The sequence below is a fragment of the Pseudomonas sp. P4_B4 genome, assembly GCF_056402255.1.
This window is the reverse complement of record NZ_JBFUHS010000002.1, coordinates 76,341-89,383: the sequence shown is the minus strand read 5'-3', so window position 1 is coordinate 89,383 and position 13,043 is coordinate 76,341. Positions and strand designations below refer to the sequence as shown.

Here is a 13,043-nt window from a genome sequence, read left to right as displayed (position 1 = left end):
AGAACTGAACATGCCCGCAGCAACTGCCGCTAGTCCCTGGTACAAGCACCTCTGGCCGTGGATCATCATCGGGATCCTGGCCTGCTCGGTGACCCTGACCTTGTCCATGGTGACCATCGCGGTGAAGAACCCGGACAACCTGGTCAACGACAACTACTACGAGGCCGGCAAAGGCATCAACCGCTCCCTCGACCGTGAGCTGCTGGCCCAGACCCTGAAAATGCGCGCCAGCGTTCATCTCGATGGCATGACCGGCGAGGTTGACCTGCGCCTGAGCGGCGACAGCCAGCCCGGGACCCTGGAGCTGAACCTGATCTCGCCGACCCAGCCGGAAAAGGATCGCAAGATCACCCTGACCCGCAGCGAAACCGAACAGGGCCGCTACATCGGCCAGTTGAGCGACAAGATCGAAGGCCGGCGCTTTGTCGAGTTGCTTGGCACTCAGGACGAGCACATCTGGCGCATGTTCGAAGAGGAACTGGTCAGCCATGACAAGGATCTGCTGCTGGGTGACGAACCGCTGCAAGGTGCCGAAGACCTGAAGAAGTAAAAATGCCATCGAATGTGGCGAGGGAGCTTGCTCCCGCTGGGGTGCGCAGCACCCCTAAAATCTGCAACTCAGTTCTTTCAGGTACAGCGAGTCCGCAGCACTACGACTGCTTCGCAGCCGAGCGGGACGATGCGGCGATCCGACAAGCTCCCTCGCCACAAAGGCTTTCATGGCTACAGAAATGACCACCCCACTCCCCTGCTACCACTGCGCCCTGCCCGTCCCGGCCGGCAGCCGCTTCACCGCTGCGGTCCTCGGGCAACCCCGCGAATTCTGCTGCCCGGGTTGCCAGGCCGTGGCTGAGGCCATTGTCGCCGGCGGTCTGGAAAGCTATTACCAGCACCGCAGCGAAGCCTCGGCCAACCCCGAAGCGCTGCCGGTGCAATTGGTGGATGAACTGGCGCTGTACGACCGCGCCGATGTGCAGCAACCCTTCGTTCGCCACGAAGGCGAACTCGCCGAAACCACACTGTTGATGGAAGGCATCAGCTGCGCGGCTTGCGGCTGGCTGATCGAAAAACACCTGCGCACTTTGCCTGCCGTAGTCGAAGCGCGCCTGAACCTGTCCAACCATCGCCTGCACGTACGCTGGGCCGATGGGCAATTGCCGCTGAGCCAGGTCCTCAGCGAGCTGCGCCACATCGGTTACGCCGCACACCCGTACCAGGCCGACCGCGCCAGCGAACAACTGGCCAGCGAAAACCGCCTGGCCCTGCGCCAGCTCGGCGTGGCCGGGTTGCTGTGGTTCCAGGCGATGATGGCAACCATGGCCACCTGGCCTGAATTCAACATCGACCTCAGCCCTGAACTGCACACCATCCTGCGCTGGGTCGCGCTGTTCCTCACCACCCCGATTGTGTTCTACAGCTGCGCGCCGTTCTTCAAAGGCGCCATGCGCGATCTGCGCACCCGCCACCTGACCATGGACGTTTCCGTGTCACTGGCCATTGGCAGTGCCTACGTCGCCGGGATCTGGACGTCGATCACCGGGGTCGGCGAACTGTATTTCGATGCCGTCGGCATGTTTGCCCTGTTCCTGCTGGCAGGGCGTTATCTGGAACGCCGCGCCCGCGAGCGCACTGCCGCCGCTACCGCGCAGCTGGTGAATCTGTTGCCCGCCTCGTGCCTGCGATTGACTGCCGATGGCCAGAGCGAACGCATTCTGCTCAGTGAACTGCGTGTCGGCGATCAGGTTCTGGTTCATCCGGGCGCCATTCTCCCGGCTGACGGCAAGATCCTCGACGGCCAGTCGAGTGTCGACGAGTCGCTGCTGACCGGCGAATACCTGCCGCAACCCCGCACCCTTGGCGACGCGGTCACCGCCGGCACAATGAACGTCGAAGGCGCACTGACCGTCGAGGTCCAGGCCTTGGGCCAGGACACTCGCCTCTCGGCCATCGTTCGCCTGCTCGATCGTGCCCAGGCCGAAAAACCGCGCCTGGCGGAAATCGCCGACCGCGCCGCGCAATGGTTCCTGCTGTTGTCGTTGATTGCTGCTGCGGCCATTGGCCTGCTGTGGTGGGAAGTGGACTCATCGCGGGCATTCTGGATCGTGCTGGCGATGCTGGTGGCGACCTGCCCGTGCGCCTTGTCGCTGGCGACGCCGACCGCCCTCACTGCGGCCACCGGCACACTGCACAAACTCGGTCTGTTGCTGACCCGTGGTCACGTGCTGGAAGGCCTGAACCAGATCGACACAGTTATTTTCGACAAGACCGGCACCCTCACCGAAGGTCGCCTGGCGCTGCGCTCAATCCGCCCCCTCGGCGCGCTCGACAGCGATCAATGCCTGGGCCTCGCCGCCGCCCTGGAAAACCGCTCCGAACATCCGATCGCCCGCGCTTTCGGTCGTGCGCCAATGGCTGCCGAAGAAGTTCACAGCACACCGGGCCTTGGCCTGGAGGGGCTGGTTGAAGGGCGACGCCTGCGCATCGGCCAACCGCGTTTCGTCTGCGAACTCAGCGGCGCCGTGATGCCGTCGATGCCCGAAGAAGCCGGCCAATGGCTGCTGCTCGGCGACAGCCAGGGACCACTGGCCTGGCTCGTCCTCGATGATCGCTTGCGGGCCGATGCGCCCGCGCTGCTGGCCGTGTGCAAGGCGCGGGGCTGGCGCACGCTGTTGTTGTCCGGCGACAGCTCGCCGATGGTCGCCAGCGTGGCGGCGGAACTGGGCATCGATGAAGCCCGTGGCGGCTTGCGTCCGGACGATAAACTGCAAGTCCTGCAACAGCTGCACAAAGAAGGTCGCAAGGTGTTGATGCTGGGGGACGGGGTCAACGATGTGCCGGTGCTGGCGGCTGCGGATATCAGCGTCGCCATGGGCTCGGCCACCGACCTGGCGAAAACCAGTGCCGACGCCGTGCTGCTGTCCAACCGCCTCGACGCGCTGGTGCAAGCCTTCAGCCTGGCGCGGCGCACCCGACGGGTCATTATCGAGAACCTTCTGTGGGCCGGGTTGTACAATGGCCTCATGTTGCCCTTCGCCGCCTTCGGCTGGATCACTCCGGTCTGGGCGGCGGTGGGCATGTCGATCAGTTCGTTGACCGTGGTGTTGAACGCGCTGCGCCTGACTCGCATGCCGAGCGCGCCCGCCCTCTGCGCCACGCCAGAAACCCGCCCGCTGCCGGCCTGAGCCGCGCGGGCATGGAGTCCAGATGCCAGCTCTTTACGTGATGATTCCCGCTGCGCTGCTGATCGTGGCCATCGCCGTCTATATCTTCTTCTGGGCGGTGGACAGCGGTCAGTACGACGACCTCGACGGCCCGGCCCACAGCATCCTGTTCGACGACCAGGACCCGAACCACACCGCCGCCGTCGATGAGGCCAGCGGCCAACCGGCCAAGCCGCAAGACAAGGCCCCGCCCCATGCTTGAATTGGCGCCACTGCTGGTGTCTGCGGTGATCCTCGGCTTGCTCGGCGGCGGCCATTGCCTGGGCATGTGCGGCGGCTTGATGGGCGCGCTGACCCTGGCGATTCCCAAGGAACAACGCAGCCGGCGCTTTCGCCTGCTGCTGGCCTACAACCTGGGCCGGATTCTGAGCTATGCCTGCGCCGGACTGCTGATCGGCCTGGCCGGCTGGGCCGTGGCCAGCAGCCCGGCGGCGATGTTCCTGCGCATCCTCGCCGGCTTGCTGTTGATTGCCATGGGCCTGTACCTGGCCGGCTGGTGGAGCGGCCTGACCCGTATCGAAAGCCTCGGTCGCGGCCTGTGGCGGCATATCCAGCCAGTCGCCAACCGGTTGCTGCCGGTGTCGAGCGTGCCGCGCGCGCTGCTGTTGGGCGCGCTCTGGGGCTGGCTGCCGTGCGGCCTGGTCTACAGCACCTTGCTATGGTCGGCCAGCCAGGGCAACGCGCTGGACAGCGCATTGTTGATGCTCGCGTTCGGGCTCGGCACCTGGCCGGTGCTGCTGGCGACAGGCCTTGCCGCCGAGCGCATCACCGCACTGTTGCGCAAACGCAGCGTGCGCATGGCGGGCGGATTGCTGGTGATGCTGTTCGGCATCTGGACCTTGCCGGGGCCGCATCAGCATTGGCTCATGGGGCACTGACATTGTGGCGAGGGAGCTTGCTCCCGTTGGGGCGCGAGGCGCCCCAAAAGAGATGGGCCTGCTGCGCAGTCCAGCGGGAGCAAGCTCCCTCGCCACAAAAACCCATCAATGCCAACAACCACCCTTGATGCAAATCAAGATGCCCCACCCCGCCCTCGCATAAAGTGGCTGACATTGCCAGCCTATCCGGGGAATGCCCGCATGATGCTCGACGCCATTCGTTGGGACACCGATCTGATCCGCCGCTATGACCTGGCGGGACCACGCTACACCTCGTACCCGACCGCCGTGCAATTCAACAGCCAGGTCGGCACCTTCGACCTGTTTCATGCCCTGCGCGACAGCCGCAAGGCCCAACGCCCGTTGTCGTTGTACGTGCACGTGCCGTTCTGCGCGAACATTTGCTATTACTGCGCCTGCAACAAGGTCATCACCAAGGATCGCGGGCGGGCGCAGCCGTATTTGCAGCGCCTGGAACAGGAGATCCAGTTGATCGCCTGCCACCTCGACCCCACGCAAAAAGTCGAACAACTGCACTTCGGTGGCGGCACACCGACCTTTCTCAGCCACGACGAACTGCGCCAACTGATGGCGCATTTGCGCAAATGCTTCAATTTGCTGGACGACGACTCTGGCGACTACGGCATCGAGATCGACCCGCGCGAGGCCGATTGGTCGACCATGGGCCTGCTGCGCGAACTGGGCTTCAATCGGGTCAGCATCGGCCTGCAAGACCTCGACCCGGCGGTTCAGCGTGCAGTCAATCGCCTGCAAAGCCTGGAAGAAACCCGCGCGGTGATCGACGCCGCCCGCACCTTGCAGTTTCGCTCGATCAACATCGACCTGATCTACGGCCTGCCGAGACAGACGCCGGAGAACTTCGCCCGCACCGTCGAAGAGGTCATCAACCTGCAACCGGACAGGTTATCGGTGTTCAACTACGCCCACTTGCCGGAACGCTTCATGCCGCAGCGGCGCATCAACAGCAATGAACTGCCGACGCCCGCGCAGAAGCTGGAAATGCTCCAGCGCACCATCGAGCAACTGATGAGCGCCGGCTACCGCTACATCGGCATGGACCACTTCGCCCTGCCCGACGATGAGCTGGCGATTGCCCAGGAAGAGTCGACCCTGCAACGCAATTTCCAGGGCTACACCACCCACGGTCATTGCGATCTGATCGGCCTCGGCGTGTCGGCAATCAGCCAGATCGGCGACCTGTACTGCCAGAACAGCAGCGACCTGACCGAGTATCAGAACGTCCTTGCCACGTCACAACTGGCCACCAGCCGCGGCCTGCTGTGCAACGCGGACGACCGTTTGCGGCGCGCAGTCATCCAGCAATTGATCTGCAGCTTCAGCCTGGAATTTTCCGACATCGAACAGGCCTTCAACATCGATTTCCAAGGCTATTTCGGCGATCTCTGGCCCCAACTGCAAGACATGGCCAAAGACGGGCTGATCGAACTCGATCGCGACAGAATCACCATCCTGCCCGCCGGGCGGCTGCTGGTGCGCTCGGTGTGCATGGTGTTCGACGCATACCTGGAACAACACAACCGGCAACGGTTTTCACGGGTGATCTAGTGCGCTGCGACAAAAGCGCCACAAGCTGGCCTCAATGTCCTCGGGTGAGTTACCCTTACGTCTTATGTGTGAATTCCCACAAGGATTGAAGAAATGTCCGAGCCAGTAAAACTGCGCGCTCATAATCAAGCCCATTGCAAGGATTGCAGCCTGGCCCCTCTTTGCCTGCCACTTTCGTTGAATCTGGAAGACATGGATGCGCTGGACGAAATCGTCAAACGCGGCCGGCCGCTGAAAAAAGGCGAATTTCTGTTTCGCCAGGGCGATACCTTCGATTCTGTCTACGCAGTCCGTTCTGGCGCCCTCAAGACCTTCAGCCTGAGCGACACCGGTGAAGAACAGCTCACCGGTTTCCACCTGCCCAGCGAGCTGGTCGGCCTGTCGGGCATGGACACCGAAAAGCACCCGGTGTCGGCACAAGCCCTGGAAACCACCTCGGTGTGTGAAATTCCTTTCGAACGCCTCGACGAACTGGCCCTGCAATTGCCGCAGTTGCGCCGTCAGCTGATGCGGGTGATGAGTCGCGAAATCCGTGACGACCAGCAGATGATGCTGCTGTTGTCGAAAAAGACCGCCGACGAACGCATCGCCACCTTCCTGGTCAACCTCTCGGCACGTTTCCGCGCCCGGGGTTTTTCCGCCAATCAGTTCCGCCTGAGCATGTCGCGCAACGAAATCGGCAACTACCTTGGCCTGGCGGTGGAAACCGTGTCCCGCGTCTTTACCCGCTTCCAGCAAAACGAACTGATTGCGGCAGAAGGCAAGGAAATCCGGATTATCGACCCGATCCAGCTGTGCGCCCTGGCCGGTGGCTCGCTGGAAGGCTGAAACAAAACGTTGCGGCTGAGCGAAACGGTTCAGCCGCCGTTATACTTCGTTGATTGCAGCCCTGCCAGGACACCACGACGATGGTCTTCGACTCCTTCGACATCAAATCCCTCATCCGCCCTGTCATCGACTTCCCGAAACCGGGTGTGATCTTTCGCGACATCACCCCGCTGTTCCAGTCGCCCACGGCCCTGCACCTGGTGATGGACAGCTTCGCCCACCGTTACGTCGAGGCTGACTTCACCCACATCGGCGCGATGGACGCCCGTGGTTTCCTGATCGGTTCGGTACTGGCCTATCAGCTGAACAAGCCGCTGGTGCTGTTCCGCAAGCAAGGCAAACTGCCGGCTGAAGTGTTGGCCGAGGGCTATGCGACCGAATACGGCGAAGCCTTCCTGGAAGTGCACGCCGACAGCCTGTGCGAAGGGGATTCGGTGGTGATGTTCGATGACCTGATCGCTACCGGCGGCACCCTGATTGCCGCCGCAAACCTGATCCGTCGCATGGGCGCGCGGGTGCATGAAGCGGCGGCGATCATCGATCTGCCGGAGCTGGGTGGATCGCAGCGCCTGGAAGACATGGGCATTCCTACGTTTTGCCTGACGCAGTTTGCGTTGAGCGACAAGTAATCTGGCGCCTGTACTGACGCCATTCGCGAGCAAGCCCGCTCCCACATTTGACTGCGTTCTGTCAGGAAGAATGCAATTCACTGTGGGAGCGGGCTTGCTCGCGAAGGCGTCAGCCGCTACACCGCCAAACTCAAAGCCCCATCTGCTTGCTGATGATCTCGTTCATCACTTCCCGCGTCCCGCCGCCAATCGACAGGATCCGGTTGTCGCGGTACAGCCGCTCCACCAGACTCTCGCGCATATAACCCAGCCCACCGAGTATCTGCACCGCATCGGTCACGATCCGGTCTGCGGTATCCGTCGCAAAATTCTTGGCCATGGAGATTTCCTTGATCACGCTCTGCCCCGCCGCCATCTTCGCCGCCTGGCGGTAAGTGAATTCCCGGGACACTTCCAGCGCGGTCGCCATCTCGGCGAGGCGGTGCTTGATCACCTGAAACTTGCCGATCGGTTTGCCAAAGGCTTCGCGCTGGCGCGCCCATTTCAGGCTCTCTTCCAGCGCAAGCTGTGCGGTCATGTTGGCCATCAACGCCAGGGCCAGGCGTTCGCTCTGGAAATTGCCCATGATGCAGGCAAAGCCCATGTTCTCGGCACCGATCAGATTGCCTGCGGGCACTCGGCAATCATCGAAGAACAGTTCAGCGGTATCTGACGCCCACCAGCCCATTTTCTTCAGCTGCCGTCCTACGGTGAAACCGGGCGTGCCCTTCTCGATCAGTAACAGGCTGATGCCGGCGAAACCCGGTTCGCCCGTTCGCACCGCGACGGTATGGAAATCCGCGCGCACGCCGCTGGTAATAAAGGTCTTGCTGCCACTGACCCGGTAGAAATCGCCGTCGCGCACGGCACGGGTTTGCAGGTTGGCGACGTCGGAGCCGCCGCCAGGCTCGGTGATGGCCAGGGCGCTGATCTTCTCGCCCGACAGCACCTGGGGCAGTACACGATCGCGCACTTCGGGGCGGGCCCACTTGAGAATGGGCGGCAGGCCGATATCCAGCGACCCCAGGCCGGCAACCAACCCGCCTGAGCCGCAGCGCATCAACTCTTCACTGGCGGCAACCTTGGCGAACAGATCCCCTTCATGGCTGCCTCCGTAAGCTTCCGGATAACCGATGCCGAGAATCCCCGCCGCGCCGGCCTTGAGATAGAGCTCGCGAGGAAAGCTTTCGGCTTCTTCCCACTGCTCGATATCAGGAAGAATCTCGCGTTCGACGAAACGTCTGACGCTGTCGCGGACCAATTGGTGGCTGGGGTCGAAGTATTCCTGAAAGGCAGACATCGGCGAGCTCCACTGAAGGGGTCAGTGAAGTTAACCGAGCGCTTGCTTGGTTTTCAACAGGATTGTGTGAACTCGATAGATCGAGGTGCGCCTTTCGCGAGCAAGCCCGCTCCCACAGTTGATCTGCGAATACAGGTCACATTGTGGGAGCGGGCTTGCTCGCGAAGGCGTCAGTCAAGACACCACAAGACTCAGAGCGAAATCGGCTTACGCCCGGCAAACGAATGCGCCAGCGTCCCGCCATCCACCAGTTCCAGCTCACCACCCAGTGGTACGCCGTGGGCGATGCGCGAGGCGATCAGGCCTTTGTTGCTGAGCAATTGGGCGATGTAGTGCGCTGTGGCTTCACCTTCCACGGTCGGGTTGGTGGCCAGGATGACTTCGGCGAATGTGCCGGCCTCTTCGATCCGCGCCATCAACTGGGGAATGCCGATGGCTTCCGGCCCCAAGCCGTCGAGCGGCGACAGATGCCCCTTGAGCACGAAATAGCGCCCGCGAAAACCGGTCTGCTCCACCGCATAGACGTCCATCGGGCCTTCCACCACGCAGAGCAAGGTGTCGTCGCGACGGGTATCGGCGCATTGCGGGCAAAGATCATCTTCCGTCAGCGTACGGCACAAGCGGCAGTGACCGACCCCTTCCATGGCCTGGCTCAGGGCCAGCGCCAGTCGCGAGCCGCCGCTGCGGTCGCGTTCGAGCAACTGCAACGCCATGCGCTGGGCGGTTTTCTGACCCACGCCGGGCAGAATTCGCAGGGCGTCGATCAGTTGGCGAATCAAAGGGCTGAAGCTCATGGTGGAAAAGTCCGACAAAACAACGAGACGCGGTTTATACCCGCGCCTCGGTTGAGCGTCAAATTGCAGCGTCAATTACTCAGTCCCGGGAAACCCGAACCACCAGCTTGCCGAAGTTGCGCCCTTCCAGCATGCCGATGAACGCATCAGGCGCCTGTTCCAGGCCATCGACCACGTCTTCGCGGAACTTCACCTTGCCATCGCGTACCCAGGGCGCCATGGCACTGAGGAATTCCGGCTGGCGATCGCCATAGTCATCGAACACGATGAAGCCCTGGATGCGCACCCGCTTGGTCAACAGGGTGCGCTGCAACAGCGGCAGGCGATCCGGGCCGCTCGGCGCTTCATAGGCGTTATAAGAGGCAATCAGGCCGCAGAGTGGAATCCGCGCCTTGGAATTGAGCAATGGCACCACGGCGTCGAATACCTTGCCGCCGACGTTTTCGTAGTAGATGTCGACCCCCTTGCCACAGGCCTTGGCCAGTTCATCGGCAAAATCCGGGCTCCTGTGGTCGATGCAGGCATCGAAGCCCAGTTCTTCGACGACATAGCGGCACTTGTTCGCACCACCCGCCACACCGACCACGTGCAGGCCCTTGATCTTCGCCACCTGGCCGACCACCGAGCCCACCGCCCCGGACGCCGCTGCAACCACCAGGGTTTCGCCGGCCTTTGGCTGGCCGATGTCCATCAGGCCCATGTACGCAGTCATGCCCGGCATCCCCAGCACCCCGAGGGCCATCGACGCACTTGGCAACCCCGACGGCACCGGGATGATGCTGCGACCGTCATTGATGCTGTGGCTTTGCCAACCGGTGGCACCGACCACCAGATCACCTTCCTGAAACTTCGGATTGAGCGACCGCTCGACCCGGCTGACAGCGCCCCCGGTCATGACTTCGCCGATTTCCACCGGCGCGGCGTAGGAAGGTGCGTCACTCATGCGTCCGCGCATGTAGGGGTCCAGCGACAGGAAAACGGTCTTGAGCAGCACCTGACCGTCGGCCAGGTCCGGCAGCGCCACCCGCTCCATGCGGAAGTTTTCCGGCGTTGGCGCGCCTACCGGGCGAGAAGCCAGGACAATGCGTTGATTGAGGGTCATGGGGTCGGACATGGCAGCGTCTCCTGTGATCGATGGGGTTCGGTGATATAGGGAGCAGACCTTTGTGGCGGTATGGCGTTCGATGTGTTTTCAGTTACACCGGGGTGAATTCTTCGCGACTTCACAGGCACCGCATCCCTGTCAGCCAGAAACAAAAATGCCAGGCGCTATGCCTGGCATTTTTGTAACTCATCTGCCGCCTGAAGGCGAATCAGAATGGCAGTTTCATGCCCGGCGGCAGTTGCATGCCGGCAGTCATGCTGCCCATTTTGTCCTGGCTGTTGGCTTCGATCTTGCGCACGGCATCGTTGACCGCGGATGCGATGACCGCTTCCAGCATTTCCTTGTCGTCTTCGCTCATACCTTCAACCAGGCTCGGGTCGATGGTCACGCTCTTGACGTCATGACGACCGGTCATCACCACGGTGACCATATCGCCACCGGCCTTACCGGTGACTTCGGCGTTGGCCAGCTCTTCCTGCATCTTGGCCATTTTTTCCTGCATCTGCTGCGCCTGCTTCATCAGGCCGGCCATGCCACCTTTCATCATGGTAATCACCTCAAAAGTACTTGGATTAAAACAGCGCCCGGCCCATGCGGCCGGGCGCCTTCAGTTATTAGCCCTGAGTGACCAGGGCGTCGACAGGTTCAATAGTATCGTTACGGACCACCGCACCGAACTGCTGCATCATTTGCTGGATGAACGGATCACCGTGGATCGATTCCTCCGCCTCGCGCTGACGGTTGGCGCGGCGGCGCGAAGCCGCTTGCGCCGGGGTTTCCTGCTCGGGCTTGATCAACTCGATGCTCAGGGTCAGCGTGCGCTGGTGATACTGGTTCAGCGCATCGTTGAGGCGACGCTGTTGAGTGGCGTTGAACAAGGCACTGTGGGCCGGGTCCAGGTGCATCAGCCAATTGTCGCCATCCACCGCGATCAGCGTGCAGTTGGCGGCGATGCTGCCGGTCATGCCGGAGATCGGCAATTTCGGGAACAGCTCCAGCCATTGCAGGGCCAGACCGGTGGCCGGCATCGCTGCGGGCTCAGGCTCGGGCTCCGGAGCCGGGTCGGCGGCATGCTCGCTGGCCAGCTCGTCGAGGTAACTGTAGGCCGAATCCATGTCCGGCTCGATGTAATCCTCGTCCAGCGGCGGCTCGTCGTCCAGGTCCATGCCCGGCGTCGCGGCATCGACGTCGGCCACCGATGGTTCCGGGATCGGCGCGGCGGCCCACTCCGGGGCGTCCGGCACCACGCTGTCCGGCGTCGGCAACGGCATCGGTGGTAATTCGGGTTGTTCGCTGGCGGTTTCCAGCAGCGGCTCCACTGCCGGTTGCTGAACGGGCGCTGGCTCGACCGGGTCATTCCACGGCAGGTCGACAACCTCTTCGACTACGACCGCTTCAACCACAGGCACAGGCGCAGGTTCTGGCACAACGACCGGCGCAACCGGTTCCGGTGCAGGCGCTGGAGCCGCCACTGGCGCGGCTGCTACCGGAGCAACGGCCGCAGCGACTACCGGCACAACCACCGGCGCGGCAGCCACTGAGTTTGCGGAATCAACTGTGGCCTGGCTGATCCCCACTGGCTTTAGCGGTTGCCTCGGGGCGTCCGCGGTGTCTGCGGGCCGGAACGCCAGCATCCGCAGCAACACCATTTCAAATCCGCCCCGGGGATCCGGCGCCAGCGGCAGGTCGCGGCGGCCGATCAGGCCCATCTGGTAGTAGAACTGCACGTCTTCGGCCGGCAACGCCTGGGCCAGTGCCAGCACGCGATCACGGTCGCCGTGACCGTTATCGACACCTTCCGGCAAGGCCTGGGCGATGGCGACGCGGTGCAGCACATTGAGAATTTCCGAAAGCACGCCGTTCCAATCCGGGCCTTGTTCGGCCAGGTGGCGGACGGCTTCGAGCAACGCCTTGGCATCGCCTTCGATCAGCGCATGCAGGACGTCGTAGACCTGCCCGTGATCGAGGGTCCCGAGCATCGCCCGCACGTCGGCGGCCATGACCTTGCCCTCTCCGAAGGCAATCGCCTGGTCGGTCAGGCTCATGGCGTCACGCATCGACCCGTCGGCGGCACGCCCCAGCAACCACAGTGCATCGTCTTCGAACGGCACGTTCTCGACACCCAACACGTGGGTCAAGTGCTCGACTACCCTTTCTGGCGTCATGTTCTTCAGGGAGAACTGCAGGCACCGCGACAGAATTGTTGCCGGAAGTTTCTGCGGATCAGTGGTCGCCAGGATGAACTTGACGTAGGGTGGCGGCTCTTCGAGGGTTTTGAGCAGTGCGTTGAAGGAATGGCTGGAGAGCATGTGCACTTCGTCGATCAGGTAGACCTTGAAGCGCCCGCGGCTCGGGGCGTACTGCACGTTGTCGAGCAATTCGCGGGTGTCTTCGACCTTGGTGCGGCTCGCGGCGTCGATCTCGATCAGGTCGACAAAGCGGCCTTCATCGATTTCGCGGCACACCGAACACTCGCCACAGGGGGTCGAAGTGATACCTGTCTCGCAGTTAAGGCATTTGGCAATGATCCGCGCGATGGTGGTCTTGCCGACCCCACGGGTACCGGTAAAGAGGTAGGCGTGGTGCAGCCGCTGGCTGTCCAAGGCATTGATCAGAGCCTTGAGCACATGGGTCTGGCCGACCATTTCGCGGAACGAGCGCGGACGCCATTTACGTGCAAGAACCTGATAACTCATCGAAAACCGTCGCAGCGAAGGAAGCA

Annotated in this window: 12 protein-coding genes; 7 read left to right on the top strand and 5 right to left on the bottom strand. The window is 62.5% G+C overall.

The features are described 5' to 3' along the window. The first annotated feature begins 10 nt into the window (after positions 1 to 10). From AC1DVE_RS02675 to AC1DVE_RS02645, 7 genes are all read left to right on the top strand, one after another. Complete coding sequence (locus AC1DVE_RS02675; protein ID WP_223454519.1) at positions 11 to 550, top strand: FixH family protein; 540 nt, start codon at positions 11 to 13, stop codon at positions 548 to 550. 181 nt (positions 551 to 731) lie between these two features. Continuing rightward, entirely contained in the window at positions 732 to 3,182 is a 2,451-nt protein-coding gene (locus AC1DVE_RS02670) for a heavy metal translocating P-type ATPase (protein ID WP_477783706.1), read from the top strand. Between the two features lie 22 nt (positions 3,183 to 3,204). Further along, positions 3,205 to 3,423: a cbb3-type cytochrome oxidase assembly protein CcoS gene (gene ccoS / locus AC1DVE_RS02665; RefSeq protein WP_007971444.1), complete on the top strand. Its 219-nt coding sequence runs from the start codon at positions 3,205 to 3,207 to the stop codon at positions 3,421 to 3,423. Then, positions 3,416 to 4,099 (top strand): sulfite exporter TauE/SafE family protein, encoded by a 684-nt coding sequence (locus tag AC1DVE_RS02660; protein ID WP_103394973.1) that lies wholly within the window; start codon positions 3,416 to 3,418, stop codon positions 4,097 to 4,099. The genes ccoS and AC1DVE_RS02660 overlap by 8 nt, the downstream gene beginning before the upstream one ends. 204 nt (positions 4,100 to 4,303) lie before the next feature. Next, positions 4,304 to 5,686 carry an oxygen-independent coproporphyrinogen III oxidase gene (hemN, locus tag AC1DVE_RS02655; RefSeq protein ID WP_223535082.1) on the top strand — a complete coding sequence of 461 codons (1,383 nt, stop codon included), beginning with the start codon at positions 4,304 to 4,306 and terminating at the stop codon, positions 5,684 to 5,686. Between the two features lie 93 nt (positions 5,687 to 5,779). Further along, entirely contained in the window at positions 5,780 to 6,514 is a 735-nt protein-coding gene (fnr, locus tag AC1DVE_RS02650; protein WP_046041331.1) for a fumarate/nitrate reduction transcriptional regulator Fnr, read from the top strand. An 80-nt stretch (positions 6,515 to 6,594) separates the two neighbouring features. Beyond that, positions 6,595 to 7,143, top strand: a complete 549-nt coding sequence (locus AC1DVE_RS02645; RefSeq protein WP_223454890.1) for an adenine phosphoribosyltransferase — start codon at positions 6,595 to 6,597, stop codon at positions 7,141 to 7,143. A 130-nt stretch (positions 7,144 to 7,273) separates the two neighbouring features. On the opposite strand, the gene AC1DVE_RS02640 is transcribed toward AC1DVE_RS02645, so the two are convergent. The 5 genes from AC1DVE_RS02640 to dnaX form a co-directional block, all read right to left on the bottom strand. Then, a complete protein-coding gene (locus AC1DVE_RS02640; RefSeq protein WP_223454892.1) occupies positions 7,274 to 8,422 on the bottom strand; it encodes an acyl-CoA dehydrogenase family protein in 1,149 nt (382 codons plus the stop codon). A gap of 191 nt (positions 8,423 to 8,613) precedes the next feature. Continuing rightward, the gene (recR, locus tag AC1DVE_RS02635; RefSeq protein ID WP_223454894.1) at positions 8,614 to 9,216 is read right to left on the bottom strand and encodes a recombination mediator RecR; all 603 of its coding nucleotides are present in this window, start codon (positions 9,214 to 9,216) and stop codon (positions 8,614 to 8,616) included. A 79-nt stretch (positions 9,217 to 9,295) separates the two neighbouring features. Beyond that, positions 9,296 to 10,330, bottom strand: a complete 1,035-nt coding sequence (locus tag AC1DVE_RS02630) for an NADP-dependent oxidoreductase (RefSeq protein ID WP_223535014.1) — start codon at positions 10,328 to 10,330, stop codon at positions 9,296 to 9,298. Positions 10,331 to 10,529: 199 nt separating this feature from the next. Further along, positions 10,530 to 10,868: a YbaB/EbfC family nucleoid-associated protein gene (locus tag AC1DVE_RS02625; RefSeq protein ID WP_007971455.1), complete on the bottom strand. Its 339-nt coding sequence runs from the start codon at positions 10,866 to 10,868 to the stop codon at positions 10,530 to 10,532. Between the two features lie 67 nt (positions 10,869 to 10,935). Further along, positions 10,936 to 13,017 carry a DNA polymerase III subunit gamma/tau gene (gene dnaX / locus AC1DVE_RS02620; RefSeq protein WP_477783705.1) on the bottom strand — a complete coding sequence of 694 codons (2,082 nt, stop codon included), beginning with the start codon at positions 13,015 to 13,017 and terminating at the stop codon, positions 10,936 to 10,938. Positions 13,018 to 13,043 lie beyond the last annotated feature (26 nt).

Bases quoted from the DNA above. Each gene is read 5' to 3' on its own strand.
- AC1DVE_RS02675 (WP_223454519.1), top strand. From the start codon at position 11: ATGCCCGCAGCAACTGCCGCTAGTCCCTGGTACAAGCACCTCTGGCCG.
- AC1DVE_RS02670 (WP_477783706.1), top strand. From the start codon at position 732: ATGACCACCCCACTCCCCTGCTACCACTGCGCCCTGCCCGTCCCGGCC.
- ccoS (WP_007971444.1), top strand. From the start codon at position 3,205: ATGCCAGCTCTTTACGTGATGATTCCCGCTGCGCTGCTGATCGTGGCC.
- AC1DVE_RS02660 (WP_103394973.1), top strand. From the start codon at position 3,416: ATGCTTGAATTGGCGCCACTGCTGGTGTCTGCGGTGATCCTCGGCTTG.
- hemN (WP_223535082.1), top strand. From the start codon at position 4,304: ATGCTCGACGCCATTCGTTGGGACACCGATCTGATCCGCCGCTATGAC.
- fnr (WP_046041331.1), top strand. From the start codon at position 5,780: ATGTCCGAGCCAGTAAAACTGCGCGCTCATAATCAAGCCCATTGCAAG.
- AC1DVE_RS02645 (WP_223454890.1), top strand. From the start codon at position 6,595: ATGGTCTTCGACTCCTTCGACATCAAATCCCTCATCCGCCCTGTCATC.
- AC1DVE_RS02640 (WP_223454892.1), bottom strand. From the start codon at position 8,422: ATGTCTGCCTTTCAGGAATACTTCGACCCCAGCCACCAATTGGTCCGC.
- recR (WP_223454894.1), bottom strand. From the start codon at position 9,216: ATGAGCTTCAGCCCTTTGATTCGCCAACTGATCGACGCCCTGCGAATT.
- AC1DVE_RS02630 (WP_223535014.1), bottom strand. From the start codon at position 10,330: ATGTCCGACCCCATGACCCTCAATCAACGCATTGTCCTGGCTTCTCGC.
- AC1DVE_RS02625 (WP_007971455.1), bottom strand. From the start codon at position 10,868: ATGATGAAAGGTGGCATGGCCGGCCTGATGAAGCAGGCGCAGCAGATG.
- dnaX (WP_477783705.1), bottom strand. From the start codon at position 13,017: ATGAGTTATCAGGTTCTTGCACGTAAATGGCGTCCGCGCTCGTTCCGC.